Consider the following 25,875-nt stretch of genomic DNA (forward strand, 5'->3'; position numbering starts at 1 on the left):
GCAGCGCGCCGCGTCCCGGTCTCCTCCCATGCCCTGCGGAGGACTTCACCCACTGTCACCTGAGCTGCGGGCCGGGGGCGAGGGATCTTCGGCCTTGTCACCCTGATGAGGGAATCGAGCCGAAGTCCCGTCCAGCGGGCGCCGGTTGGCGCGTACACCGTCGCACGACGGTCAGATGTGCCCCGCACCCGGCGCGGCGTCCCCCGCGTTCTCGCCCCGCTTCGTCAGCAGCGCCACCAGGACGGCGACGGCCGCCACCCCCGCCGCGACGAGCGACGCGAGGCTCATGCCGGAGACGAACGTGTCGTGCGCGACGGACGTGATCTTCGCGGCGATGGGCGCGGGGATGCCCTTGGCCACCGGCGCGACACCCATCTGCACCGCCTCGGACGCCTGGTCCAGCTGGGCCGGGCCGAGCTTCGGCAGCCCGGCGGCGGCCCAGTTGCCCGGCAGGTCGCCGTCGACCTTGGAGGCCATCACGGCACCGAGCACCGCCGTACCGAGGCTGCCGCCGATCTGCATCGCGGCCTGCTGCAGGCCGCCGGCCACACCGGAGAGCTCCAGCCGGGCGTTGCCGACGATGACCTCCGTGGCGCCGACCATGACGGGCGCGAGGCCGAGACCCAGCAGGGCGAACCAGAGCGACATCACACCGCTGCCGGTGTCCGCCTTGAGCGTGGACATGCCGTACATGGCGGCCGCGGTGGCGATCATGCCGCCGGCGAGCGGGATCCGCGGGCCCAGCTTGGTGATGAGCACGCCCGCCAGCGGGGAGCCGACGATCATCATGCCGGTGAGCGGGAGCAGATGCAGACCGGCGTCGACGGGGCTCATGCCGTGCACGTTCTGCAGGTAGAAGGTGACGAAGAACAGGCCGCCCATGAACGCGATGGCCATCAGGACCATCAGGACCACACCCGCCGACAGGGGCACCGAGCGGAACAGGGCGAGCGGGATCAGCGGCTCCCCGACCTTCGTCTCCCAGAAGGCGAAGAGCGCGAAGCCCAGCACCGACGCGGCGATGAACCCCAGCGTGCGGCCGTCGCCCCAGCCCCAGACGGGTGCCTTGATGAGCGCCCAGACGAGGCAGAACATCGCGCCGGAGAGCAGGGCTATGCCGAGCAGGTCGAAGGAGCGCGGGGCGTTCTCGGCGCGGTGGTCCTTGAGGATCAGCAGGCCCAGGACCAGGGCGAGGAGGCCGACCGGCACGTTGATGAAGAACACCGACTGCCAGTTGACGTGCTGGACCAGCAGGCCGCCGAGGATCGGGCCGCCCGCGGTGGAGGCACCGATGACCATGCCCCAGATGCCGATCGCCATGTTGAGCTTCTCGGCCGGGAAGGTGGCCCGCAGCAGGCCGAGCGCGGCCGGCATCAGCAGCGCGCCGAACAGGCCCTGGAAGACGCGGGCGGTGACGACCATCGCGATGCTGTGGGACAGGCCGATGGCGCCGGAGGCGGCGGCGAAGCCGGTCACGCCGACGAGGAAGGTCTGCCGGTGGCCGAAGCGGTCACCGAGCTTGCCCGCGGTGATCAGGGAGACCGCGAGCGCGAGGAAGTAGGCGTTGGTGATCCACTGCAGCTGGGCCCAGCTGGCATGCAGGTCCTTGCCGATGGCCGGGTTGGCGATGGCCACGATGGTGCCGTCGAGGGCCACCATCATGACGCCCACGGCGACGGTGATGAGGGTGAGCCAGGGATGGCCCCGCAGGCCCGCGGCCGGGGCGGGGGCCGACGGAGCGGACGGCGCGCCGTCCGCCGCCTCCCCCGGCCCCGTCGTGTCGATGGTGGTCTGACCAGTCATGCCTTCGAGGTTAATGACAGCCACTGACACTTGCCAATCGTATTCATCAGTCGGCGCCTGTCACTCCGCTCACCTATAGCCTGAACTGGGAGAACAGTTCTGAGGAGAGGCCCCATGGACACAGCTACGGCCGGCACCGCGCCGACGGACCCGCGGCCGGGGCTGCGCGAGCGCAAGAAGCAGCGCACCCGGGACGCGCTGCTGCGCGCCGCGCTGGAGCTGTTCACCACCCAGGGATACGAGCGCACGACGGTGGACGAGATCGCCGAGGCCGTCGACGTCTCGCAGCGCACCTTCTTCCGCTACTTCGCCAGCAAGGAGGACGTGGCCTTCTTCGTGCCCCGGCTCGCCGAGGCGCACTACGTCGAGGCCGTGCACGCCCGCCCGCCCCACGAGGCCCCGCTGGAGGCGCTGCGCCGCGCGGTGCTGGAGAGCTGGGACACCATCGGCGAGTCGATCGAGCAGCTCGTCCCGGTCGAGCTCCACATGCGCGCCTACCGCATGATCGAGGCCTCGCCCGCGCTGCTCGCCGCCCACCTGCGGCGCTCGGCGGAGCTGGAGGAGGACATCGCCCGGATCATCGCCGAGCGCGAGGGACTCGACATCGACACCGACCCGCGGCCGCGACTCGTGGTGGCCGTCTTCGGCGCGGTGATCCGCGTGACCGAGCGCATGTGGTCCGTGGGGGACGACTTCAGCATCGCCGCGATCCGTGAACTCACCACGTCGTACCTGGATCAGGTGGGGCCCGAGCTCACCGGGACATGGCGCGCGGACCGCGAGCGCTGAGGGCACGCGCCGCGACGACTGAGGTCATCGTCACGTCCGCTGAAACGTGATACCTGTCACCTGGGTTACCGCGAGACCCTCCCGTTCTCCTAGTGTGTCCTCCCAGTGACTTCCATCGGCACCTCCCCGTACCTGAACGTCTGGCGCGCCCTGCTGGCACTGGCCGTCGTGTTCGTGATGCTCGCGACCACCGGCTGGACCGCCCTGCACACCCACAGGGAATCCACGGCCCTCCAGGCGTCGTTCGACGCGTGGGAGCAGGACAGCCTCCACGGTCACCCGCTGCCGGACCCGCACGAGGCCCCCGCCCGGCTCAGCGCCTTCTTCGACTCGCTCAGCCCGCAGGACCGCTCCGACCTCGCCCACCGCCACCCCCTCGTGGTCGGCAACATGAACGGCGCCCCCGCCCAGCTGCGCTACCGCGCCAACCGCATCGCCCTGGACGAGGCGCGCGAGGTCGAGAAGAAGCGCATGCACGACAACCGCCTCAGCCCGGACGGGCAGCAGGAGGCGTCCGCGCGCATGCACCGCTTCGAGGAGCTGATGGCCCGCGGGCGGCACATCCTCGCCTTCGACCCCGGGGGCTCGGGCCGGGTCGCCGAGGTGTTCGGGAGCCTGACCAAGGCCGAGCGGATCTCCGTCGTCGTCCCCGGCGTCGACACCGACCTGCTCACCTTCGAGAAGTCGAACCGCCCGTACACGGCCCCGGTCGGCATGGCCAAGGCCCTCTACGCGGCCGAGCACGCCAAGGACCCCTCGACCCGTACGGCCGTGATCGCCTGGGCCGACTACACGGCACCCGCCGGCCTGGGCGTGGACGCGGCCACCGCGATGCGCGCGGACGACGGCGCCGTACGTCTGAACGCCCTGCTGCGGGCGCTGCCCGGGGGCGCGCCGGTCTCGATGTTCTGCCACAGCTACGGCTCCGTGGTCTGCGGGGTCGCCGCGCCCGGCATGCCGCGCCGGGTGACCGACCTGGCGGTGGCCGCGAGCCCCGGCATGCGGGTCGCCTCCGCCGCTCACCTGCACACCTCCGCCCGGGTGTGGGCGATGCGGGACCCCACCGACTGGATCCAGGACGTGCCGTACCTGGAGGTCGGCGGTCTGGGCCACGGGCAGGACCCGGTGTCCGCCGCGTTCGGCGCACGGGTGCTGTCGGCGCGGGACGCCAAGGGACACGCCGGCTATTTCGAACCCGGCACGGACAGCCTGAGCAACCTCGCCGACATCGGGGTTGGCGCATACCGATCGCTGCGGTGCGCGCACGACGGCGACGCGTGCCGGGAGCATGTGCCCGGCGTGACAGTCGGACGCGCGTAGAAACGCCGAAACTGCGGTGTGCGCGGGGAGGGGACGAAGCCGCCCGTGCCGCCTACGATGAGCCGCATGGGTGACGTACTGGCCGGATTTCATGCCGCCTGGGAGTTCGAGTCCGACTCCGTGCTCATCCGTTACGAACGGGGGATTCGAACACCCAGGCTCTTCCAGGCACTCGGAGAACGGCGCGTCCCACTGTCGGCCCTCTCGGGCGTGACCCTCACCCCCGGCAGGCGCGGCACGGTCGTCCTGCGGGCGGAGCCGCGCCCCGGCGCCGATCCGCTGATGGACGCCGCGGCCGGGCAGCTGAAGGAGGGCTGCGACCCGTACCGTCTCGTCCTGCCCGCCGAGCGCGAGACCCTCGCCGAGTACTACGCCGACGAGCTGCGCCCGCTGCTGACCGAGTCCGCCCCGGCCGACCACCACCTGGTGTCCGCGCCCGAGCCGCCCCGGCACTTCAAGGCGTACGACGGCAAGGCGTCCTTCGACGGGACGTCCGTGCGCTTCCGGTGGTCGTGGACGGGTGCGTCCTCGGCGAAGTGGAAGGCGGGCGACCAGACCTTCTTGGTCGCGGACCTGAGCGGGATCGAGTGGCGCTCCCCGGAGGCCTTCGAGGGGCATCTACGACTCCTGCCGCGCGACCAGGTCGGCGAGCTGCCCGCCCAGCCCGACCAGGATCCCGCGACGGTCGTCTTCGGCCTGGGCTACGGCCCCGTCCACGAGTCGCTCCCGTTCGCGGCGGCCGTCCTGGCGGCGGTCCGGGCGCGGGGACCCATGGCCACCGTACCGGCCGCCGCACCCGCGCGCCGCGATCCGGCGGACATCGCCGAGCGCATCCGGCACCTCGGGGAGCTGCACCGGGCGGGCCTGGTGACGGACGAGGAGTTCTCGCTGAAGAAGGCCGAACTGCTCGCCGAGCTGTGACCGCCGGCGGTCCGCTCCTCCTACCGGCGGCCCGCGTCCGCGTAGAAGCCGATCTTCCGGTCGAGCACGGCGAGCGTGTCCCGGAGTTCGGCGATGCGCGTGAGCACGTCGCGGCGGGTGGACTCGAGCAGCTCGTGCCGCTCGGTGTAGGTGTGCTCCCCCTCGCGCACCAGCTGCGCGTACCGCACCATGTCCGCCACCGGCATGCCGGTCAGCCGCAGCTTGGTCACCAGGTCCAGCCAGTCCAGGTCGCGATTGCTGTAGCGGCGCTGGCCGGTGTGCGAGCGGTCGACGTGGGGCATCAGGCCGATCCGCTCGTACCAGCGCAGGGTGTGGGCGGTCAGGCCGGTGACGGCGGCGACCTCGCTGATCGTGTAGCCGTCCCGTCCGTCGGGGCGCGGGTGGGCGAGGGGCGGGGCGGAGCAGATGCCGGCGGGAGCGGGAGCTTCCTCACGGGCCGCGTGCGTCGTCTGCATCACCGTCATGGGCTCCACGCTATGGCCTTCGAGTGCACTCCAGGCAAGCGGATCCGGGAGAGAAATCCACGGGACGGGCAGGGTGTGCGGCCGCTAGCGTACGCGCCATGAATCCTGTACGCCGTGCCGGGACCGAGGACGCCGGGGAAGTGCTGCGCCTGCGCCAGGTCATGATCGACTCGGTCTTCGCGGCGGACGGTGCCACCGAGTGGCACGCGCTGTCCCTGCCGACGCTGCGGGCACGGCTCGCCGGGCCCGGCGGAGACTTCGCCGCGTTCGTCGTGGACCACCCCGAGCGGCCGGGGGTGCTGGCCGCGCTGGCGGTCGGGACGGTCGAGTACCGGATCGGACGGGCGGACAATCCGCACGGCCGCGTCGGACACGTCTTCAGCGTCGCCACCGACCCGGACGCGCGGCGCCGCGGCTACGCGCGGGCGTGCATGGAGGCGCTGCTCGACTGGTTCCGCGAGCAGGGCACCCCCCACGTCGACCTCAACGCCTCCGCCGAGGCCGAACCGCTGTACGCGTCGCTCGGTTTCGTACGCAAGCCGGACCCCTCGATGCGGCTCGCGCTGTGAGCCGCCTAGGCTCGGCCGCATGTCGTCGTTGAAGAGCCTGGCGCTGATCGAGAACTGGCCCGTGCCCACCGCCGCCGCGGGTGTCGTACGAGCCGACGGTACGGTCCTGGGGACCCACGGCCCGTCCGGGCGGCGCTTCCCGCTGGCCTCGGTCACCAAGCCGCTCGCGGCGTACGCGGCGCTCGTCGCGTACGAGGAGGGGGCCATCGAGCTGGACGAGCCGGCCGGGCCGCCCGGTTCGACGGTCCGCCATCTGCTCGCCCACACCTCCGGCCTGGCCTTCGACGAGCACCGCACGACCGGGGCGCCCGGGGAGCGGCGGCTGTACTCCAACGCCGGGTTCGAGCAACTCGGGGACCACATCACCAAGGCCACGGACATCCCCTTCGCCGAGTACCTGCGGCAGGCGGTGCTGGAGCCGCTGGGCATGACGTCGACCACGCTCGACGGCTCCCCCGCGAAGGACGGCGTCTCGAACGTCGACGACCTGCTGCGGTTCGCCGCCGAGGTCCAGGCGCCGCGGCTGCTCGACCCGCGCACGGTCGCGGAGGCGATGACGGTGCAGTACCCGGGGACGAAGGGCGTCCTGCCGGGTTACGGCCACCAAAGCCCCAACGACTGGGGTCTGGGCTTCGAGATCCGGAATTCCAAGTCGCCCCACTGGACGGGCAGTTCGTCCTCCCCGCGCACCTTCGGTCACTTCGGGCAGTCCGGTACGTTCCTGTGGATCGACCCCGCTGCGGGGGTGGCGGCGGTCGCCCTGGCGGACCGGGCGTTCGGGCCCTGGGCCGTCGAGGCGTGGCCGGTGTTCACGGACGCGGTGCTCGGGGAGCTTCGGAGCTGACGTAGGGCGGTGGCTAGGCGGACATCTCCCACAGGAGCAGCTCCGCCTCCGTCACCCCCACCACCGCCAGGTCCTTCTCCCCCGCGAGCCGTACCGAGTCCCCCGGCCCCAGGGTCTCGGCGCCGAGCCGCACGTCCCCGCGCACCACGTGGACGTACACGTACGCCGCCTCCGGTACGGCCGTGCGCTCGCCCGGGACGAGGCGCCGTACATGGAGCATGGCGCCGGCCTCGGGGACGGCGTACGGGGTGGAGTCGGCGATGCCGCGCACGATCTCGTAGGCGGGGTCGCCGCCGGGCCGGAGCGGGACCAGCCACATCTGCACGAAGACGAGCGGGGCGTCGCCGTCGTTGCGCTCGACGTGGCGGACACCGCCCGCCGCGCTCAGCCGCTGGACGTCGCCGGGGCGCACCCGCGTCTCGTGTCCCGTCGAGTCGCGGTGCGTCAGCTCGCCCTCGGCCACCCACGTCACGATCTCGGTGTGGCTGTGCGGGTGCTCGCCGAAGCCGGCGCCGGGGCCGAGGCGTTCCTCGTTGCAGGCGATGACCGCGCCGAAGCGGAGGTTGCCGGGGTCGTAGTGCGGCCCGAAGGAGAAGGCGTGGCGGGAGTCGATCCCGGCCTCGGGGTCTCCTCCTGGGTAGCGCTCGGTGGCGCGCCGGACGTCCATCACGGGCACCACCGTAGACCGCGGTCACGGGCCGACGGGACGCACTCCGTCCTGATAGGCCCGACCGATGGCATGTACGGACGTCCGGATAAATCGGACCCAGCGGCGCGCACACCCGTCCGGATAAGGCAGTCTTGTCCCCGTGCCCGAACCCGAAACCCACAGGACAGAACACGCAGCGCCCGAAGTCCCCGCGCACTCCGCGACGCTGAAGCGGCTGGAGAAGTCGTCCGGCAGCCTCGCCGCGCAAGCCATCGCGCGCATGGACGAGACCCTGCCGTGGTACCGGGCCATGCCCCCGGAGAACCGTTCCTGGATCGGGCTCGTGGCCCAGGCGGGCATCGCCGCCTTCACCGAGTGGTTCCGGCACCCGGAGGCCCCGCAGGCCATCTCGACCGACGTGTTCGGGACGGCGCCGCGCGAGCTGACCCGGGCCATCACCCTGCGGCAGACCGTGGAGATGGTGCGCACCACCATCGAGGTCATGGAGTCGGCCATCGACGAGGTGGCCGCGCCCGGCGACGAGCGCGTGCTGCGTGAGGCGCTCCTCGTCTACGCTCGGGAGATCGCCTTCGCCACCGCCCAGGTGTACGCCCAGGCCGCCGAGGCACGCGGTGCCTGGGACGCGCGGCTGGAGTCCCTGGTCGTCAACGCCGTACTGAGCGGCGAGGTGGACGAAGGCGCCGTGAGCCGGGCCGCCGCGCTCGGCTGGAACTCTCCGGACCGCGTCTGCGTGATCCTCGGCACCGCACCCGACGGCGACTCCGAGCTGACGGTGGAGGCCATCCGGCGGGCCGCACGGCACGCCAAGCTCCAGGTGCTCACGGGGGTGCTCGGTGACCGGCTCGTGGTCATCGCGGGCGGCAGCGACCAGCCGCTGGCCGTCGCCAGGTCGCTGATCGGGCCGTTCGCCGCCGGGCCCGTCGTCGCGGGTCCGATCGTCCCCGATCTGCTGGCCGCCACCCGCTCCGCGCAGGCCGCCGCGGCGGGACTCAAGGCGTGTTCCGCCTGGCAGGACGCACCGCGTCCGGTGCTGGCCGACGATCTGCTTCCGGAGCGCGCGATCGCGGGCGATCCGAGTGCGCGCGAGCAGTTGGTGGAGGAGATCTACAGACCGCTCGAGGAGGCGGGGTCGGCCCTTCTGGAGACGCTCGCGGTCTATCTGGAGCAGGCGAGCAGCCTGGAGGGGGCGGCCCGGATGCTCTTCGTTCACCCGAACACCGTGCGCTACCGGCTCCGACGTGTGACAGACGTCACCGGCTGGTCACCATCCGATGTACGATCCGCGTTCACGTTGCGGATCGCGCTGATCCTGGGGCGTCTGGCCGATGGAGATCCACAACTCTAGGCTTTTGTCGGGGGCCCACAAAACCCCCTCGTGTTCTTCGTCCCTGTCCCCACGGGCGGCCGTGGCCGTCCCCAAGAGAGAGTGTGAGAGTGCTCGTACTCGTCGCTCCCGGCCAGGGCGCTCAGACGCCCGGCTTCCTGACCCCCTGGCTCGACCTCCCCGGTGCCACCGACCGCGTCGCCGCCTGGTCGGACGCCATCGGACTGGACCTCATCCACTACGGCACCCAGGCCGACGCCGACGCCATCCGTGACACCGCGGTGGCCCAGCCGCTGCTCGTCGCCGCTGGGCTGCTGTCCGCCGCGGCACTCGGTGACATCCAGCCGGGTGCGGTCGCCGGACACAGCGTCGGTGAGATCACCGCCGCCGCGTTCGCCGGCGTGCTCGACGACACCGCCGCACTGTCCCTCGTCCGCAAGCGCGGCCTGGCCATGGCCGATGCCGCCGCGATCACCGAGACCGGCATGTCGGCGCTGCTCGGCGGCGACCCCGAGGTGTCCGTCGCGCACCTGGAGAAGCTGGGCCTGACCCCGGCGAACATCAACGGTGCGGGCCAGATCGTCGCCGCGGGCACGCTGGAGCAGCTCGCCGCGCTGAACGAGGACAAGCCCGAGGGCGTCCGCAAGGTCGTCCCGCTGAAGGTCGCCGGCGCCTTCCACACCCACCACATGGCCCCCGCGGTCGAGACGCTGGCCCAGGCCGCGGCGAGCCTCGCGCCCGCGGACCCGAAGGTCCCCTACGTCTCCAACAAGGACGGCCGGGCCGTGGCCTCCGGCACCGAGGTGCTCGAGCGCCTGGTCGGCCAGGTCGCCAACCCGGTCCGCTGGGACCTGTGCATGGAGACCTTCAAGGAGCTCGGTGCCACCGCGCTGATCGAGGTGTGCCCCGGCGGCACCCTGACCGGCCTGGCCAAGCGCGCGCTGCCCGGCGTGAAGACGCTGGCCCTGAAGACCCCCGACGACCTCGAAGCGGCCCGCGAGCTCGTCTCCGAGCACGCCCACGCCTGACGCCTAAGGAGCCGTACCGGACATGTCGAAGATCAAGCCCAGCAAGGGCGCCCCGTACGCGCGCATCCTCGGTGTCGGCGGTTACCGCCCGACCCGGGTGGTGCCCAACGAGGTGATCCTCGAGAAGATCGACTCGTCCGACGAGTGGATCCGGTCACGGTCCGGCATCGAGACCCGGCACTGGGCTGGCCCCGAGGAGACCGTCGCCGCGATGTCGATCGAGGCGTCCGGCAAGGCGATCGCCGACGCGGGCATCGCCCCCGAGCAGATCGGCGCCGTGGTCGTCTCGACCGTCTCGCACTTCAGCCAGACCCCGGCCATCGCGACCGAGATCGCCGACAAGCTGGGCACGGACAAGGCCCCCGCCTTCGACATCTCGGCCGGCTGCGCGGGCTTCGGCTACGGCCTCACCCTCGCCAAGGGCATGGTGGTGGAAGGTTCCGCCGAGTACGTGCTCGTCATCGGCGTGGAGCGGCTGTCCGACCTGACCGACCTGGAGGACCGGGCCACGGCCTTCCTCTTCGGCGACGGCGCGGGCGCGGTCGTGGTCGGCCCCTCGCAGGAGCCGCACATCGGCCCGACCGTCTGGGGCTCCGAGGGCGACAAGGCCGGGACCATCAAGCAGACCGTGTCGTGGGACCGCTTCCACATCGGGGATGTCTCCGAGCTCCCCCTGGACAGCGAGGGCAACATCAAGTTCCCCGCGATCACCCAGGAAGGCCAGGCGGTGTTCCGCTGGGCCGTGTTCGAGATGGCGAAGGTCGCTCAGCAGGCGCTGGACGCGGCCGGAATCTCCCCGGACGACCTGGACGTCTTCATTCCGCACCAGGCCAACGTGCGGATCATCGACTCGATGGTGAAGACTCTCAAGCTGCCGGAGCACGTCACGGTCGCCCGTGACATCCGCACCACCGGCAACACCTCGGCCGCCTCGATCCCGCTCGCTATGGAGCGGCTCCTGGCGACCGGCGAGGCGAAGAGCGGCGACACCGCGCTCGTCATCGGATTCGGGGCGGGTCTGGTCTACGCCGCCACGGTCGTTACCCTCCCCTAGGCACTCCGTGCCGGATCATGCGATTCGGCACGGAAGCCGCACCACCTGCCGCCGCCGCGGCAGGCGACACACCGGAAATCTACGAAGGAGCGCCTGACATGGCCGCCACCCAGGAAGAGATCGTCGCGGGTCTCGCCGACATCGTCAACGAGATCGCCGGCATCCCGGTTGAGGACGTCCAGCTGGACAAGTCCTTCACCGACGACCTGGACGTCGACTCGCTGTCCATGGTCGAGGTCGTCGTCGCCGCCGAGGAGCGCTTCGACGTCAAGATCCCGGACGAGGACGTCAAGAACCTCAAGACCGTCGGCGACGCGACCGACTACATCCTCAAGCACCAGGCCTGAGCCAGCTCTTAGGCCCGAGGCTGCACAGCCCCGCCACCCGGCGGTGGCGCCGCTGAATCCCGCATCCGTTGGAGAAAGAATTCCCGTGAGCCCGACCAATCGCACCGTGGTCGTCACCGGTATCGGCGCAACCACACCGCTGGGTGGCGACGCAGCTTCCACCTGGGAGGGTCTGATCGCCGGCAAGTCCGGCGTCCGCCCTCTCGAGAAGGACTGGGCCGCCGACCAGGCGGTCCGTATCGCGGCGCAGATCGCCGTGGAGCCGACCGAGGTCATCCCCCGGCCGCAGGCCCGCCGCCTGGACCGCTCGGCGCAGTTCGCGCTGATCGCCGCCCAGGAGGCCTGGGCGGATGCCGGCTTCACCGCCAAGGCCGGCGAGGACGGCAGCATCGACCCCGACCGGCTGGGCGCGGTCATCGCCTCCGGCATCGGCGGCGTGACGACCCTGCTCGACCAGTACGACGTGCTGAAGGAGAAGGGCGTACGCCGCGTCTCCCCGCACACGGTGCCGATGCTGATGCCGAACGGTCCGTCCGCCAACGTGGGCCTCGCCGTGAACGCCCGCGCCGGTGTGCACACCCCGGTCTCCGCCTGCGCCTCCGGCGCCGAGGCCATCGGCTACGCCATCGAGATGATCCGCACGGGCCGCGCCGACGTCGTCGTCGCCGGCGGCACCGAGGCGGCCATCCACCCGCTTCCCATCGCCGCGTTCGGCAACATGATGGCGATGTCCAAGAACAACGACGACCCGCAGGGTGCCTCGCGCCCCTACGACGTTGCCCGTGACGGCTTCGTCCTCGGCGAGGGCGCCGGCGTCCTGATCCTGGAGTCCGCCGAGCACGCCGCCAAGCGCGGCGCCCGCGTCTACGCGGAGGCGGTCGGCCAGGGCATCTCGGCCGACTCCCACGACATCGTGCAGCCGGAGCCCGAGGGCCGCGGCATCTCGCAGGCCCTGCAGAACCTGCTCGACAACACCGGTCTGAACCCGGCCGAGATCGTGCACGTCAACGCGCACGCCACCTCGACGCCGGCCGGTGACGTGGCCGAGCTCAAGGCGCTGCGCAAGGTCTTCGGCGACGACGCCGACCACTTCGCGGTCTCCGGCACCAAGTCGATGACCGGTCACCTGCTCGGTGGCGCCGGCGGTGTCGAGTCGGTCGCGACCGTGCTCGCCCTGTACCACCGGATCGCTCCGCCGACCATCAACGTCGAGAACCTCGACCCCGAGGCCGAGGCCACCGCCGACATCGTCCGCGGCGAGGCGCGCAAGCTGCCCGTCGAGGGCCGTATCGCCGCGCTGAACGACTCGTTCGGCTTCGGCGGCCACAACGTGGTGCTGGCGTTCCGTACGATCTGAGCGACCTTCGCACGGCAGTGAAGGGCCCCCACCGGCCGGTGGGGGCCCTTCCTCATGTCCGGTTGACGAAGTGTCACACCACCTGGTGCAGCCAGCGCACCGGTGCGCCCTCTCCCGCGTAGCGGAACGGCTCGAGCTCGTCGTCCCAGGGCTTGCCCAGGAGTCTGGACAGCTCGGCCTCCAGGTCCGTCTCCCCGCGCTGGCTGCGCTGCAGGGCCGCGCGGAGGCGGTCCTCGGGGATGAGGATGTCGCCGTGGATGCCGGTGACGGCGTGGAAGATGCCGAGCTCGGGGGTGCAGCTGTAGCGCTCGCCCTCGGCGGTGGGGCAGGGCTCGGCGGTGACCTCGAAGCGGAGCAGATGCCAGCCGCGCAGGGCCGAGGCGAGCTTGGATGCGGTGCCGGCCTCACCCTGCCAGGAGAACTCCGAGCGCCAGGTGCCGGGGGCCGCGGGCTGCCGGATCCAGTCGAGGCTCACCCGCGCGCCGAGCACCCCGGCCACGGCCCACTCGACGTGCGGGCACAGCGCGCGCGGCGCGGAGTGCACGTACAGAACTCCACGTGTCGTCACCTGGACCTCCGGGCAGAGCGGGACATCTTGCGGTCTGGCCGGCGGCCGTGTGGTACGACGGCCGCGCTGATGGCGAGGCTACCGTGCGGCGACGCGAGGAGTGTGACGTACGGTCGGTCCCGCTGCGAGGAAACGCCGCCATTCACCCGGGGGGACGCTTGTGCGGGTGTGCGTCGACGCATCCGGTCCTCCGGGAACCCTGACGCGTTGTTATGGGTGTGAAGACCATGACGGCCTGACGGTACGACAAGGGGATGAACCAGGGCATGCGAAACCGACGCCGGCGTTCACGGACCGTGCTCACCGTCCTGCTGGCGGCCGCCCTGGGCCTCACCGGATGCGACTCCTCCACGCCGAAGGGCAGCAGGCCGCAGGCCTCGCACGCCCCCCAGACGTGGGACCGCAGCCCCTCCTCCGTCGCGGCCGTCGGCGACTCCATCACCCGCGGCTTCGACGCGTGCACGGTGCTGTCGGACTGCCCCGAGGTCTCCTGGGCGACCGGCACCAGCAGCCGGGTCAACAGTCTGGCGGTACGGCTGCTGGGGCGGGCGAAGGCGGCCGAGTTCAGCTGGAACTACGCGGTGACCGGGGCCCGGATGGCCGACCTGACCGACCAGATGGCCCAGGCGGTCACGCGCAGGCCCCAGTTGGTGACGGTGATGGCGGGCGCGAACGACGCCTGCCGGGCCACGCCCTCGGCGATGACCTCGGTGCACGCCTTCCGCGCCCAGTTCAAGGAGGCGCTGCGGACGCTGCGCGACGCCCTGCCGAAGACACAGGTGTACGTGGCGAGCGTGCCGAACCTGAAGCGGCTGTGGTCGCAGGGCCGTACCAGCCCGCTGGGCAGACAGGTGTGGAAGCTCGGCATCTGCCCCTCGATGCTGGGGGACTCCGACGCCCTGGACGCGGCGGCCACGCTGCGCCGGGACGAGGTGGAGAAGCGGGTGCGGGCCTACAACCGGGTGCTCGAGAAGGTGTGCGCGAAGGACCGGCGGTGCCGCTTCGACGGGGGCGCCGTCTTCGATTACGAGTTCGGCGCCGGTCAGTTGAGCCAGTGGGACTGGTTCCACCCGAGCCGTGACGGCCAGGCACACCTCGCGGCGATCGCCTATCGGACCGTCACCGCCAAGGAGCCCACGAAGGAGCTCGCGAAGGACCCCGGGGCGTAGCCGACGGTCCGCCCCGGTCCAGGGGTCAGGTCCCGGACCGGGGCTGCTCGTGGGGAGCCCCGTCCCGGAGCAGACGTTAATCGTGGCCGGTGGGCAGCGGTCGGCGTTGGAGCGCCGCGCGGCGATCTCGTACGAACCCTTCACATACGCCCCGGCACATCGGCCCGTACACAAGCGGCCCGCACCATGGCCGGGGCTCCTTCCGGCACGCCATACTTCCGCCGTCCCGCACCGCTCCTCCAACCCCCCGTTCTCCCTCCACGGCGAAGGAAGGGTCTGAATCTCCGTGAATTCCCTACGCGTTCGGATCGGACTGCTCGGACTGACACTGCTGGCGGGCCTGGCCGCCCCCACTACGACGGCCTCCGCCCAGACGACTCCCCCTCCCACCGTCGAGGAGCGGCGCCTCGACGGCGCCGTTCCCCAGGAGATCCTCCAGCGCTCCGGATTCGCCTCCGTGGCACCGGAGTTCGCCCGCACGCTCGCGTCCGCCCAGTCGTACACGCAGGCCCGCGCCCTCGTCGTACACAGCGGGGCGGCGCTGTGGCGGCGGGCCGTCGGCCGGGCGCAGGGGCGGGGCCCGGCGGGCGGGGACCTCAGCCGGGACGACGACCGGCCGCTGTACTGGGCGCGATTGGGCATGACGCGGGAAGTGCGGTCGTACGAGCCTGAGTTCGGGCTGAGCGAAGTGCAACGAGCGGCTTTGATGGACCGGTTGGAGCGGACGTCGCGCGGTCAGACCGACATCCGCTATCCGCGGGGAGCGGCGATCAGACGCGTCCTCGTCACCGGCTTCGACCCGTTCACCCTCGACCGGGACATCCGCATCTCCAACCCGTCCGGTGCCACCGCCCTCGCGCTCGACGGCACGGTGATCGAGACGGCGGACGGTCCGGCGCGGGTGGAGACGGCCGTGTTCCCGGTGCGCTGGGAGGACTTCGCGGAGGGAACGGTGGAGCGGACGCTACGGCCGTATCTGCCGCAGGTGGACCTGTTCACGACCGTGAGCCAGGGCCGGGTCGGGCGGTTCGACGTCGAGCGCACCAACGGGGCCTGGCGGGGCGGCTTCCCGGACAACGACAACGTCTCCCGGACCGAGACCGTGCCGGTCTCCGACCCGGCCTCCCAGCCCCAGTGGACGACGACCACCCTGCCGTACCAGGAGATCGTGGCCGCGCACACCGGGCGCTTCCCCGTGTACGACCACACGGAGGTCACGGAGATCCCGGCGGGCTCCGCCGATCCCGTCGTACGGGCGGACGGACCGACCCCCGGTTCGACGGCCCGGGCCGGGGCCGGCGGCAACTACCTGTCCAACGAGATCGCCTACCGGGCGACCCTGCTGCGGGACCGGCTGGGCCTGCACGACACCCTCCCGGGCGGCCATGTGCACACACCGGTGCTCCAGTTCGGTGCGGGCAACACCGACCCGGCGACCGGCACGGTCACGGACCCGGAGTTCGTGCGGAACCGGCTGGACATCATCGCGCAGGTGCGGTCGATCGTGACGGTGGCGGCGGACGCGGCGTTCGGAAGGCAGGCGTTCGGGAAGTAGGCGGCTCGACTTAAGAGGTGATCCGCTCGTCCTCGACGGGCTCCGTGTCCTCCTCGACGATCTCCTCGCCCGTCAGCTCACGGGCGAGGAGTGTCGCGCCTGCGACCGCGCCCGGCATCAGGAACACCGCGACGACCGGGATCAGGAAGGCCAGGCCGAGGGGCGTGCCGAAGCCCCAGGCCAGGCTCTTGCGGGAGCGCAGGAGGGCGAGGCGGACGCGCAGGCCGAAGCCGCGGCGCTGCAGGGCGACCGCGGTGAGCTCCTCGGTCAGGAAGAAGCCGGTGACGAAGAAGCCGATCACCGGGACGACCGTCTGGCCCACCACCGGCAGGAAGCCGAGCGCGAAGAGCAGGACGCCCCAGACGGCGGCGCGGACCAGGATGCGCAGGCTGTCCCCGGCCGAGGTCCGCAGCTCGCGCCAGAAGGAGAGGCCGGACTCCGGAGCCGTACCGTCGGGCGAGACGTCCCGGTCCACCTTCTCGGAGAGGCTCTCGTAGAAGGGCTGACCGACCAGCAGGGCGACCGCGGTGAAGGTGAGGACGGCGAGCAGGAGCCCCAGGGCGAACAGGACGACGGTGAGGAGGCCGCGGAACAGGCCCGACCAGGGGCTCGACCAGTCGTCGGCGAACGGGGTGGCCCAGGAGACGAGGTCGCCGCCCCACAGGGCGAGTGCGGCGAGGGACGCCAGGTACAGCATGAGGGTGATCAGGCCGGGCAGCAGCCCGGCGCCGTACTGCTTCCTGTGGCGGGCCATCCACCGCTGGCCCTTGAGGAGATATCCGAAACCCACCCCGAGATCACGCATGGGGGAACCCTATCCGGGGGGTTCTCGCCCCTTCCAGACCGTCCGGAATCCGTCCTGGACCGTCCAGCACCCGTTGGGCGTCCGTCGGGCCTTCGCCGGGCGTCTCAGGCGTCCAGCATCCTGCGCAGGAGATCCCGCAGTGACCGCCGCTCCTCGTCGGACAGGCCGGCCAGCGGTTCGCGGGCGAAGCGCAGGCCGTCCCGCAGGCCCTGGGCGACGCGGCGGCCCTCGTCCGTGACGGCGGCGAGCTTCACCCGGCGGTCCGTGGGGTCGGGGCGGCGCTCCACCAGGCCGCGGGACTCGAGGCGGTCCACGATCCCCGTCACGTTCGACGGCTCGCACTTCAGCTTCCGGGCCAGCTTCCGCATCGGCAGCGGCTCCAGCGAGAGCAGGCTGAGCAGCCGCGCCTGCGCCCCGGTCAGCGCGTGCTCGCTCGCCGCCTCCTCGTAGTCCGCGTAGAACCGAGCCACGACATCGCCTATGAGCTCGACGACCTCGGAGGTCAGCGCGTCCGGGCGGCGGGTTCCGTGTGGGGTGGACATGCGCTCCAGGGTACTCGGTCACTTGACATCCTGAAATATTCAGGGGCATCGTTATTTCAGGTACTGAAGTATTTCGCTCGCCAACGGACCCCTGCAGGAGAGGCGCGATCTCATGTCCGACCACCCCACCCCCACGATCCCCGCCACCGGCCGCGAGTGGCACCTCAAGAGCCGTCCGGTCGGCTGGCCGAAGCCCGAGGACTTCGAGCTGGCCGAGGGCGAGATCCGGCCGCCCGGACCGGGCCAGATCCTGGTCCGGAACGAGTACCTTTCCGTCGACCCGTACATGCGCGGCAGGATGTCGGCCGCGAAGTCGTACATCGCCCCCTTCGAGCTCGGCAGGGCCATGGAGGGCGGCGCCGTCGGCAAGGTCGTCGTCTCCCACGCCGACGGCATCGCCCCGGGCGACCACGTGCTGCACTTCGGCGGCTGGCGCGAGTACGCCACCATCGACGCCAAGCAGGCCGTGGTGGTCGACCCGGACGCCGCGCCGCTCTCCGCCTACCTCGGTGTGCTCGGCATGACCGGCCTCACCGCGTACGCGGGCCTGCTGCGCACCGCCGGCTTCAAGGAGGGCGACATCGTCTTCGTCTCCGGCGCGGCCGGTGCCGTCGGGAGCCAGGTCGGCCAGCTCGCCAAGCTCCTCGGCGCCTCGCGCGTGATCGGCTCCGCCGGGTCCGACGAGAAGGTGAAGCTGCTCGTCGACGAGTACGGCTTCGACGCCGCCTTCAACTACAAGAAGGGGCCGGTCGCCGAGCAGCTGCGCGCCGCCGCCCCCGACGGCATCGACGTCTACTTCGACAACGTGGGCGGCGACCACCTGGAGGCGGCCATCGGCCTCCTCAACCTGCACGGCCGCATCGCGATCTGCGGCATGATCTCCGTCTACAACGACACCGAGGCCGCCCCCGGCCCGCGCAACCTCGCCCGGCTCATCGCGACGCGCGGCCGCATGCAGGGCTTCCTGGTCGGCGACCACTACGACCTGCAGCCCCAGTTCGTGCAGCAGGTCGGCCCCTGGATCGGCTCGGGGGAGCTCAAGTACCGGGAGACCGTGATGGAGGGGATCGAGAAGACCGTGGACGCGTTCCTCGGGGTGCTGCGGGGGGAGAACGTGGGGAAGATGGTCGTCAAGCTTTAAGTCCTCCATTTGGTTCGTTCGCCTGCGGGGCGCCTGAGCCGGTGTCGAGGGCGCCCCTCCGGCTCTCTCACGGCCGACGCGTTGGGACAGTGGGACTTGGTGGGCCCTCGCCGTTTGGTTTTGAAGTCAGCTCGCCTGTGCTGCCTGGTGTACGGCCTTGGCCAGGCGGTTGTTTTCCGGGGCCGCTCCGCCCGGGTAGGTGAAACGGCGGCGGGTGTAGCCGTAGGCCAGCCCGCTGCGTGGGTCGGCGAAGGCCTGGCAGCCTGCCGCCCCACTGTGGCCGATGGTGCCGGCGCCCAGGAACGGGTGCCAGGTGTCGGCGGTCGCCTGGAAGCCCAGCCCGAACGACTTGTGCGCCCGCGCCACCAGGTCGTACCCGGTCGAGTGCACCATCCCGAACTCGGCCACCGTGTCCGGCTTCAGCAGCGGCGCCTTCTCGTCGACCTCGCTGATCACCGCCGCGTACAGGCCCGCGAGACCCCGCGCCGAGGCCACGCCACCGATCGACGCCGGGCCCCTGGCCCGCACCAGGCGGTCGTTGGGGAGGGCCGCCAGGTCGGTGGGCTCGGGCCCGTGCCGGTTGAAGGCGATGGCCTGGAGGGTGTGCGGGGCGCTCCGGAGTGCGTCCAGCGCCGCTTGCTGCTCAGCGGTCGGGCGCATGGGCTGCACTGTGCGGAAGCGGGGCTCCCTCGAGGCGGGCAGGCCCAGGTAGAAGTCCAGGGCGTAGGGCGCGCGGACCCGCTCCTCGTACAGTTCCTGGGTCGTATGGCCTGTCGCTCTCCGTACGACCTCGCCGGTCAACGCACCGATGACCAGGGCGTGATAGCCGAAGGCCGTGCCGGGGCGCCAGAACGGGCGCTGGTCCGCCAGGCGTTCGGCCATCGCGCGGTCGTCGGCCAGTTCCGCGGAGGTGAAGCCGGTGTCGGTGCCGACCAGGCCGGCCCGGTGCGCCAGCAGGTCGCGCAGGGTCAGCGCGCCCTTGCCCTCGGCGCTGAACTCCGGCCAGTAATACGTGACTTTGCGGTCCAGTTCCAGCGTGCCGTCCTGCACGAGCATCGCCACGACGAGATGCGCGGCCCCCTTCGTGGCCGAGTGGACGCCGTAGAGGCAGTCCCCGTCCACGCCGTCACCGGCCCACAGGTCGACGACGCGGCGCCCGCGCACGTATGCGCACAACTGCCCTTCGTAGTCCATATGTTCGGTGGCGGCGAACGCGGCGAACTCCTCGCGTACCGCCTCGTAGCCGTCGGCGACCGTGCCGTGGACGGTGATCTCCTGCGTCATCCGCTCTCCTCAACTCAACCGCCGTCCGCCGCTCCACGGCGAACCGCCCTCTTCCGTACGCGTACCTCCTCTGTGGTTCCTGAGACCGGTACGGCGAGAGATGCCCGTTCGACTCAACAGCGCCGAAGCCGGGTTGGTGTCACCGATGCCCCGGATGGCCGATGGCGAAGGGGCCGCACGGGGCATGGCGGAAGCGGTCGCCCGCGGAGAGAGAGGGAGAGGGGGCAGCGGAGGGGGTCAGCTGCACCACCACAGGACCCTGTGGCACGTCTTCGACGGCGAAGGGGTCGGAGTCGGGTTCGACGTCGGCGGGGCCGTGGTCGGCTGGGCGGGCGGTGGGGCGCTCGCCGGGGGCGCGGGGGCCTTCGTCGCGCCCGTGCCCGACGTCGCCTGCTGCGATGTGTGCGTGCTCTTGTCGCTCGGGGGCGTGGACCCCTCATCCGTCGGGGACTCGGAGGTCGACTGCGAGGTCGAAGGGGACGTTGCGCGGCTCGCGGGCGTGGTGCCGGCCGAGCCGGAGCCCCCGGGGCCGGTCGTCCGGGGCGCCGAGGGCGACGCGTCGCTCTCGACCGACGCGTCGCCGGCCGCCGCGGGCTTGTGGCTGGAGAAGGGAGCGTCCATGCCCAGTTCCGCGATGCTCAGGCCGCCGGCCACCAGGACGAAGCCCGCGACCAGCACGAGCGTACGGCGACGGCGACGGCGGTGGACCGCCGCCTTCCGGTCGCGCCGGCTCGCGTCCGCACCGGCCGGGCCGCCCGCACCCCTTCCGCGCGCCCGGCTCCGGCCTCGGCCCTGTTCCCGGCGGCGGGCCGCCCGGCCGCGCGGCTCGCCGTCGTCACCTGCGTCCTCGCCACCGTCGGCGTCGGCCTCGACGCCGTCCTGGCCGTCGTACGCGTACTCGTCCTGGTACGCGTCCTGGCTCTGGCGCTCGTACGACTGCTGCCGCTGGTGCGCCCCGGTTTCCTGAGGGCGACCGCGCAGCGCTTCGACCGGTGTGCCGCAGCCCGGACAGGCCAGGGCGCCGTTGAGGTGCCGTCGGCACGGGTGGCAATAGTCCATGACGCCGGAAGGGTAAGTTCCCGACAGGTAACGTTCCTAGGCATCCTTGTGAAGGTTCCGTAGGGGAGCGGGAGAGTTATCGAAAACCTGGGGTGTCTATGTCCGGGTTGGGGTTGCGGAGCGGTAGTCGCGCCGCACCAAGACGCCCTTGTGTCACACGAGTTGAACATCGACCCCGCCGTGTTCGTATCCATGGACGATCCAGCTCGCCGCACCGGAGGTTCCATGGCCGACAACGTCACCTCGCTGTTCCGCAGCACCGCGGCGCACAGCCCGTCGATGGCGGCGCTGACGCGGGAGGGCGGCGACGGGGCGGGCCCGGTGGACTTCTGCATCCCCTGCAATCCGTACTTCCCCACCCCGGCGATGTTCGACGAGATGGCGGCCCGGCTCCGGGACATCATCACGTACTACCCGAGCGGCGCCGACACCATCACGGCCGAGCTGTGCGGCCTGCTCCAGCTGCCGCCGCAGTGCGTGGCGATGGGCAACGGCTCGACCGAGCTGATCACCTGGATCGACCATCTGCTGGTCCGCGAGTCCCTCGCGGTGCCCGTGCCGACCTTCGGCCGCTGGACCGACCAGCCGATGGAGACCGGCAAGCGGGTCGACATGTTCCCGCTCCAGGAGTCGAGCGGCTTCGCCCTGGACCTGGCGCAGTACGCGCAGTTCATCCGGGCCCGGGGCACCCGGGTCGCGGTGATCTGCAATCCGAACAACCCCGACGGCGGCTTCCTCCACCGGCACGCGATCGTGCAGTTCATGGACGCGATGGCGGACCTGGACCTGGTGGTGGTCGACGAGTCGTTCCTGGAGTTCGCTGACGCCGAGGCCGAACCCAGCGTCGTCCAGGAGGCGATGCTGCGGCCCAACGTCGTAGTGCTGCGCAGCCTCGGCAAGAACTTCGGGCTGCACGGCATACGGTTCGGCTATCTCGTCGCCAACCCGGCGCTGGCGGGCCGTATCCGCTCGATGCTGCCGAAGTGGAACCTCAACTCCTTTGCCGAGCATGTGGTGTTCATGCTGCGGGAGCACGGCATCGAGTACGCGCAGAGTCTGCTGCAGGTGCGCCGTGACCGGCTGGAGATGGCCAGCCGGCTCTCCGCCCTGCCCGGCCTGACGGTCTACCCCTCACAGGGCAACTTCCTCTTCGTGCGTCTTCCCGTGGGCGCCGAAGGCACCGTGGTCCGGGACCGGATGCTCACCGAGCACCGGATCCTGGTCCGCGAGTGCGGCAACAAGATCGGTTCTTCCAGCCGCTTCCTGAGGCTCGTGGTGCGCCCCCAGGTGGACGTGCGTCGCCTGGTGTCCGGCCTGGAGTCGGTGCTCTACGAGCCCGGGAGGGGAGCCGCCGTACCCGAGCTGGGTACCGGGACCAACTACAGCTCGGGTACGGCGGCGGTGGACCGGTTGGTGAGCTCGACCAACGGGTCCGGAATGCCGGGGCTCGCCGCCCCGACCGCCGGTGCCGGCGCCGTCGCGGGGGCCGCCGCCCCCGTCCCCACCGGGCCCGGCACCGGCATGCACTTCCCCGCCGCCGCCCTGCCGGGCACCGGCGGGATGCCGTTGCCGGCAGCGGCAGCGATGGCGGCAGCAGCGCAGACTGGGCCGCAGCAGCCCCTGGCCGTTCCGGTCGCACCGGCGCCCGTGCCGACTCCGGTGCCGGCTCCCGCGCCCGCGCCTGTGCCTGTTCCGGCGCCGGCCCCGGTTCCGGTTCCCACGCCTGCTCCCGCTCCGGTACCGGCGCCTGCCGCGGCCCCGATGCCGGCGCCTACCCCGCCCGGTGTGCCCGCCCGCGGCGGTCTCACCGCGGCCCAGGTCCGCGGCATGACAGCACCGGCACCCGCCGCCCCGGTCCTGGCCCCGGCGCCGGCGACGGGCTGGCCGAACGCCCAGAGCTGGCCGGACGCGGCCGGGATGGGGCAGGCGGGGTAGCGGCTGCCCGGCATCGGCCGCGGGCCGGGCAGGCGCCGTACGGCACACTCCCGCACCGCCCGTACCGCCTAATCAGCCCGCGCAAGGGTCCTCCCGGGTCCGTCACGGGGCACGCCTCCATGGAGAATGGCCGAACCCGTGCCCCGTAAGATCGCCCGGGAGGAACCCTTGGCACTCAGCAGACGAACCTTCAGTGCCCTGGCCGGCTCCGCCGCGCTCGGCCTCGCGCTGGGCGGCAGCGCCGGTCCGGGGGCACCCTCGGCGTACGCGGCGCGCAGCGTGCCGACCGGTCCCGCGCCCGCGCCGCCCCGCGCCGACGGACGGCGGCGCACCATCGGCCACGACCACTACTCGCTCCTCGTCGACGGCAAGCGGCTCGTCGTGTGGTCCGGCGAGATGCACCCCTTCCGGCTGCCCAGCCCCTCCCTGTGGCGCGACGTGCTGCAGAAGATGCGGGCCCACGGCTACAACGCCGTCAGCATCTACGTCTCGTGGAACTACCACTCCCCAGCCCCGGGGAAGTACGACTTCACGGGCATCCGCGACCTGGACCTGTTCCTGCGCACGGCCGCCGAGACCGGGCTGTACGTCATCCTGCGCCCGGGGCCGTACATCAACGCCGAGATCGACGGCGGCGGCTTCCCTGGCTGGCTCACGGCCACGCGGGGCACCGCCCGCACCGCCGACCCGACCTATCTGTCGCACGTCGACGAGTGGCTGACGGCCGTGAACCGGATCGCCCGCCGCCATCAGCTCACGGACGGCGGCGGAACGGTCCTGCTGTACCAGATCGAGAACGAGTACGACTCCCACGTCACCGAGGCGACCGGGCGCGACTACATGGCGCACCTGTACAAGAAGGTGCGCGCGGACGGGGTCGACGTCCCCCTCTTCCACAACGACAAGGGCCGCAACGGGCATTGGGTGCCGGGCTCCTTCGACACCGGTGGCGAGACGGGGCGTTGGCTGTACGGCTTCGACGGGTATCCGTCGCCCTCCCAGACGCCGCCCGACTGGGGCCTCTTCGGCTCCGGCGGGCTCACCGGGGGCGCCACCGCCAGTCCGCACACGCCGGGGTTCGTCCCGGAGTTCGGGGGCGGGTGGTTCGACCCCTGGGGCGGCGCGTGGTTCGACGGCAAGGGGTACGCCGAGTCGCGGCGGACACGGGACGCGGCGTACGAGCGGCGCTTCTACCTGACCAACCTCGCCAACGGCATCACCCTGCACAACGTCTACATGACCTTCGGCGGCACGTCCTGGGGCTGGCTGCCCGCGCCGGTCGTCTACACGTCGTACGACTACGGGGCCGCCATCGACGAGGGGCGCGGCGTCACCGACAAGATCGTCCCGATGCACCAGCTCGGTCATCTCCTGCAGCGCGTACCGGACTTCGCCAAGCTCGACAAGGCGCCGGCCGTCACCGCCGCGGGACTCACGGTCTACCACCTCACCAACCCGGACACCCACGCCCATGTGTACGTGGTGCGCAACGACGGTGCGGACGAGGTCACTTCGACGCTGCCGACGGCCCGGGGCAAGCTGGACATCACCGTCCCGCCCCGGGACGCGCGGCTGCTGGCCGCCGGACTCTCCCTCGGCAAGCGGACGTTGCGGCACTCCACCGCCCAGCCGATGATGTGCCTGACCGCCGGACGGCAGGACATCGCCGTGTTCACCGGGCGGCACGGCGAGATGGCGCACCTCGTGCTGGAGTGCCCGAGCGAACCCGTCGTCACCCGGCTCGACTTCGATGCGGCCTGGGTCTACGACCGGGGCGCCCTGCACGTGACCGTGCCGCTCGGCCAGGGCGGGCTCACCCGGGTGCTGGTCGAGCACGGCGAGAGCGAGACGCCGCTGCTGCTGCTCTTCGCCGACGAGGCCACCTCGGCGCGCATGTTCCCGTACGACACCCCGTCCGGGACCGTGCTGGTCTACGGGCCGGAGCTGGTGCGCCATGCCGCGCTGGACGGTTCCGCGGTCCATCTCACCGGCGACACGATCCAGCAGACCGGCCTGGAGGTGTGGGGGCCGCGCGGCATCGGGAGCGTGGTGTGGAACGGGCGTCCGGTGGCCACCCGCCCGACCAGGGCCGGCAGCCTGTCGGCCGCCGCGCTGCTGCCCGGGGCGCCGCACACGGCGCTGCCCGCGCTGGGCGGCTGGCGGCGGAAGGCCGAGAACCCCGAGTCCGCGCCCGGGTTCGACGACTCGGCGTGGACGGTCGCCGACCGCACGTCGTCGTACAGCACCACTCCCGTGCCGGACGGACAGCCGGTGCTGTTCGCCGACGACTACGGCTTCCACTACGGCGACGTCTGGTACCGCGGGCACCTCGGCGACACCGCCGGTCTGGAGTCGGTGTCCCTCACCTACAGCACGGGCACGCAGGGCATGCTGATGGCCTGGCTGGACGGCGAGCCCCTGGGCACGCACCGGATGCCCGTGCCGGGCAAGGACACGGTCAGGAAGGGAAGTTGGAGCGACACGGCGGCCTTCTCCCTGTCGAACCTGCCGAAGAAGAAGCGGAAGGAGCTGCGCGAGGCACTGGCGCAGGACGGCAAGCACGTACTGTCGGTGCTCGTCCGGCGGATGCAGCACGACGAGGACGGCAAGGCCCTCGACACGCACAAGGTGGCACGCGGGCTCACCGGGGTCACCTTCGACGGGGCTTCACCGAAGGTGAGCTGGCGCATCCAGGGCGAGACCGCGCCCGACCCCGTGCGCGGGCCGCAGAACAACGGCGGGCTGTACGGGGAGCGGGAGGGCTGGCACCTGCCGGGGTTCGCGGACGGCGGCTGGAAGTCCGCCCGTCTGCCGCGCGCCGACCGGGGGCAGGGAGTGACCTGGTACCGGACCACCTTCAAGCTGTCCGTCCCCGGTGACATCGACGCCTCGGTCGGGCTGACCCTGGAGGACGACCCGGACCGCGCCTACCGCGTGCAGGTGTTCCTGAACGGCTGGAACATGGGCCAGTACATCAACGACGTGGGCCCGCAGCACACCTTCGTCCTCCCGAACGGCATCCTGCGCACCCGCGGCACCAACACCCTGGCCCTGGCCGTCCTCTCCGACGGCACCACGGAGTCGGGGCCGGGGAAGGTACAGCTGACGCTGCTCGGCAGCGCGGCGGGGGGTGTGCCGGTGACACCGGTGGCGTCGCCGGGGCGCTGATCGGCGCGTGCTCCGGGGGGACAGTGGAGTGCCGGTGGTCCCCGAACTGCCGGGAGACCACCGGTCGTTTTCGGTTGAACCATGGCCGTCGGATCACCTGACGCGGACACGTCCGGGCGCGTAACCTCGGACGCGTCG

The 25,875-nt window shown here is 71.7% G+C and carries 23 protein-coding genes; 15 read left to right on the top strand and 8 right to left on the bottom strand.

Annotated elements, in window-relative coordinates; translation table 11 throughout:
* Nucleotides 1-171: 171 nt before the first annotated feature.
* Complete coding sequence (locus tag ABZ910_RS26965) at nucleotides 172-1,803, bottom strand: MFS transporter (protein WP_361369646.1); 1,632 nt, start codon at nucleotides 1,801-1,803, stop codon at nucleotides 172-174.
* Between the two features lie 114 nt (nucleotides 1,804-1,917).
* Between ABZ910_RS26965 and ABZ910_RS26970 the strand changes: the two genes are divergently transcribed.
* From ABZ910_RS26970 to ABZ910_RS26980, 3 genes are all read left to right on the top strand, one after another.
* Complete coding sequence (locus ABZ910_RS26970) at nucleotides 1,918-2,592, top strand: TetR family transcriptional regulator (RefSeq protein WP_361369647.1); 675 nt, start codon at nucleotides 1,918-1,920, stop codon at nucleotides 2,590-2,592.
* Nucleotides 2,593-2,697: 105 nt separating this feature from the next.
* Nucleotides 2,698-3,912: an alpha/beta hydrolase gene (locus tag ABZ910_RS26975; RefSeq protein WP_361369649.1), complete on the top strand. Its 1,215-nt coding sequence runs from the start codon at nucleotides 2,698-2,700 to the stop codon at nucleotides 3,910-3,912.
* A 66-nt stretch (nucleotides 3,913-3,978) separates the two neighbouring features.
* Entirely contained in the window at nucleotides 3,979-4,833 is an 855-nt protein-coding gene (locus ABZ910_RS26980; RefSeq protein WP_361369651.1) for a DUF4429 domain-containing protein, read from the top strand.
* Between the two features lie 20 nt (nucleotides 4,834-4,853).
* Here ABZ910_RS26980 and ABZ910_RS26985 read toward each other — a convergent pair whose 3' ends face one another.
* Nucleotides 4,854-5,318, bottom strand: coding sequence for a MerR family transcriptional regulator (locus ABZ910_RS26985; RefSeq protein WP_361369653.1), 465 nt, complete (start codon nucleotides 5,316-5,318; stop codon nucleotides 4,854-4,856).
* Nucleotides 5,319-5,416: 98 nt separating this feature from the next.
* Between ABZ910_RS26985 and ABZ910_RS26990 the strand changes: the two genes are divergently transcribed.
* Both ABZ910_RS26990 and ABZ910_RS26995 read left to right on the top strand, forming a co-directional pair.
* Entirely contained in the window at nucleotides 5,417-5,887 is a 471-nt protein-coding gene (locus ABZ910_RS26990; protein ID WP_361369655.1) for a GNAT family N-acetyltransferase, read from the top strand.
* 19 nt (nucleotides 5,888-5,906) lie between these two features.
* Nucleotides 5,907-6,731 carry a serine hydrolase domain-containing protein gene (locus ABZ910_RS26995; RefSeq protein WP_361369657.1) on the top strand — a complete coding sequence of 275 codons (825 nt, stop codon included), beginning with the start codon at nucleotides 5,907-5,909 and terminating at the stop codon, nucleotides 6,729-6,731.
* Nucleotides 6,732-6,744: 13 nt separating this feature from the next.
* Here ABZ910_RS26995 and ABZ910_RS27000 read toward each other — a convergent pair whose 3' ends face one another.
* Nucleotides 6,745-7,398 carry a pirin family protein gene (locus ABZ910_RS27000; protein WP_361369749.1) on the bottom strand — a complete coding sequence of 218 codons (654 nt, stop codon included), beginning with the start codon at nucleotides 7,396-7,398 and terminating at the stop codon, nucleotides 6,745-6,747.
* Between the two features lie 142 nt (nucleotides 7,399-7,540).
* On the opposite strand from ABZ910_RS27000, the gene ABZ910_RS27005 reads away from it, so the two are divergent.
* The 5 genes from ABZ910_RS27005 (at nucleotide 7,541) to fabF (ending at nucleotide 12,511) form a co-directional block, all read left to right on the top strand.
* On the top strand, nucleotides 7,541-8,746 hold the full coding sequence (locus ABZ910_RS27005) for a helix-turn-helix domain-containing protein (RefSeq protein ID WP_361369659.1): 1,206 nt from the start codon (nucleotides 7,541-7,543) through the stop codon (nucleotides 8,744-8,746).
* Between the two features lie 89 nt (nucleotides 8,747-8,835).
* On the top strand, nucleotides 8,836-9,753 hold the full coding sequence (locus ABZ910_RS27010; RefSeq protein ID WP_361369661.1) for an ACP S-malonyltransferase: 918 nt from the start codon (nucleotides 8,836-8,838) through the stop codon (nucleotides 9,751-9,753).
* A gap of 22 nt (nucleotides 9,754-9,775) precedes the next feature.
* Nucleotides 9,776-10,807: a ketoacyl-ACP synthase III gene (locus tag ABZ910_RS27015; protein ID WP_361369663.1), complete on the top strand. Its 1,032-nt coding sequence runs from the start codon at nucleotides 9,776-9,778 to the stop codon at nucleotides 10,805-10,807.
* Nucleotides 10,808-10,905: 98 nt separating this feature from the next.
* A complete protein-coding gene (locus ABZ910_RS27020) occupies nucleotides 10,906-11,154 on the top strand; it encodes an acyl carrier protein (protein WP_015660680.1) in 249 nt (82 codons plus the stop codon).
* Between the two features lie 85 nt (nucleotides 11,155-11,239).
* Complete coding sequence (fabF, locus tag ABZ910_RS27025) at nucleotides 11,240-12,511, top strand: beta-ketoacyl-ACP synthase II (protein ID WP_361369665.1); 1,272 nt, start codon at nucleotides 11,240-11,242, stop codon at nucleotides 12,509-12,511.
* A gap of 73 nt (nucleotides 12,512-12,584) precedes the next feature.
* Here the strand turns inward: fabF and ABZ910_RS27030 are convergent, their stop codons facing one another.
* Nucleotides 12,585-13,079, bottom strand: a complete 495-nt coding sequence (locus ABZ910_RS27030; RefSeq protein ID WP_361369667.1) for a DUF3145 domain-containing protein — start codon at nucleotides 13,077-13,079, stop codon at nucleotides 12,585-12,587.
* Between the two features lie 266 nt (nucleotides 13,080-13,345).
* Between ABZ910_RS27030 and ABZ910_RS27035 the strand changes: the two genes are divergently transcribed.
* Both ABZ910_RS27035 and ABZ910_RS27040 read left to right on the top strand, forming a co-directional pair.
* The gene (locus ABZ910_RS27035; RefSeq protein WP_361369669.1) at nucleotides 13,346-14,248 is read left to right on the top strand and encodes an SGNH/GDSL hydrolase family protein; all 903 of its coding nucleotides are present in this window, start codon (nucleotides 13,346-13,348) and stop codon (nucleotides 14,246-14,248) included.
* A gap of 286 nt (nucleotides 14,249-14,534) precedes the next feature.
* Nucleotides 14,535-15,803 (top strand): pyroglutamyl peptidase, encoded by a 1,269-nt coding sequence (locus ABZ910_RS27040; RefSeq protein ID WP_361369671.1) that lies wholly within the window; start codon nucleotides 14,535-14,537, stop codon nucleotides 15,801-15,803.
* A 10-nt stretch (nucleotides 15,804-15,813) separates the two neighbouring features.
* Here ABZ910_RS27040 and ABZ910_RS27045 read toward each other — a convergent pair whose 3' ends face one another.
* Together ABZ910_RS27045 and ABZ910_RS27050 are read right to left on the bottom strand one after the other, a co-directional pair.
* The gene (locus ABZ910_RS27045) at nucleotides 15,814-16,608 is read right to left on the bottom strand and encodes an EI24 domain-containing protein (protein WP_361369673.1); all 795 of its coding nucleotides are present in this window, start codon (nucleotides 16,606-16,608) and stop codon (nucleotides 15,814-15,816) included.
* Between the two features lie 104 nt (nucleotides 16,609-16,712).
* A complete protein-coding gene (locus tag ABZ910_RS27050) occupies nucleotides 16,713-17,150 on the bottom strand; it encodes a MarR family transcriptional regulator (RefSeq protein ID WP_361369675.1) in 438 nt (145 codons plus the stop codon).
* Nucleotides 17,151-17,262: 112 nt separating this feature from the next.
* Between ABZ910_RS27050 and ABZ910_RS27055 the strand changes: the two genes are divergently transcribed.
* Nucleotides 17,263-18,291, top strand: coding sequence for an NADP-dependent oxidoreductase (locus ABZ910_RS27055; RefSeq protein ID WP_361369677.1), 1,029 nt, complete (start codon nucleotides 17,263-17,265; stop codon nucleotides 18,289-18,291).
* A 126-nt stretch (nucleotides 18,292-18,417) separates the two neighbouring features.
* Here the strand turns inward: ABZ910_RS27055 and ABZ910_RS27060 are convergent, their stop codons facing one another.
* Together ABZ910_RS27060 and ABZ910_RS27065 are read right to left on the bottom strand one after the other, a co-directional pair.
* Nucleotides 18,418-19,575: a serine hydrolase domain-containing protein gene (locus tag ABZ910_RS27060; RefSeq protein ID WP_361369678.1), complete on the bottom strand. Its 1,158-nt coding sequence runs from the start codon at nucleotides 19,573-19,575 to the stop codon at nucleotides 18,418-18,420.
* 237 nt (nucleotides 19,576-19,812) lie between these two features.
* On the bottom strand, nucleotides 19,813-20,634 hold the full coding sequence (locus ABZ910_RS27065) for a hypothetical protein (protein ID WP_361369680.1): 822 nt from the start codon (nucleotides 20,632-20,634) through the stop codon (nucleotides 19,813-19,815).
* Nucleotides 20,635-20,859: 225 nt separating this feature from the next.
* On the opposite strand from ABZ910_RS27065, the gene ABZ910_RS27070 reads away from it, so the two are divergent.
* Both ABZ910_RS27070 and ABZ910_RS27075 read left to right on the top strand, forming a co-directional pair.
* On the top strand, nucleotides 20,860-22,569 hold the full coding sequence (locus tag ABZ910_RS27070; RefSeq protein ID WP_361369682.1) for a histidinol-phosphate transaminase: 1,710 nt from the start codon (nucleotides 20,860-20,862) through the stop codon (nucleotides 22,567-22,569).
* Between the two features lie 168 nt (nucleotides 22,570-22,737).
* Nucleotides 22,738-25,737, top strand: a complete 3,000-nt coding sequence (locus ABZ910_RS27075; RefSeq protein WP_361369683.1) for a beta-galactosidase — start codon at nucleotides 22,738-22,740, stop codon at nucleotides 25,735-25,737.
* Nucleotides 25,738-25,875: the final 138 nt, after the last annotated feature.

This window comes from Streptomyces sp. NPDC046805 (assembly GCF_040645355.1).
Lineage (GTDB): Bacteria > Actinomycetota > Actinomycetes > Streptomycetales > Streptomycetaceae > Streptomyces.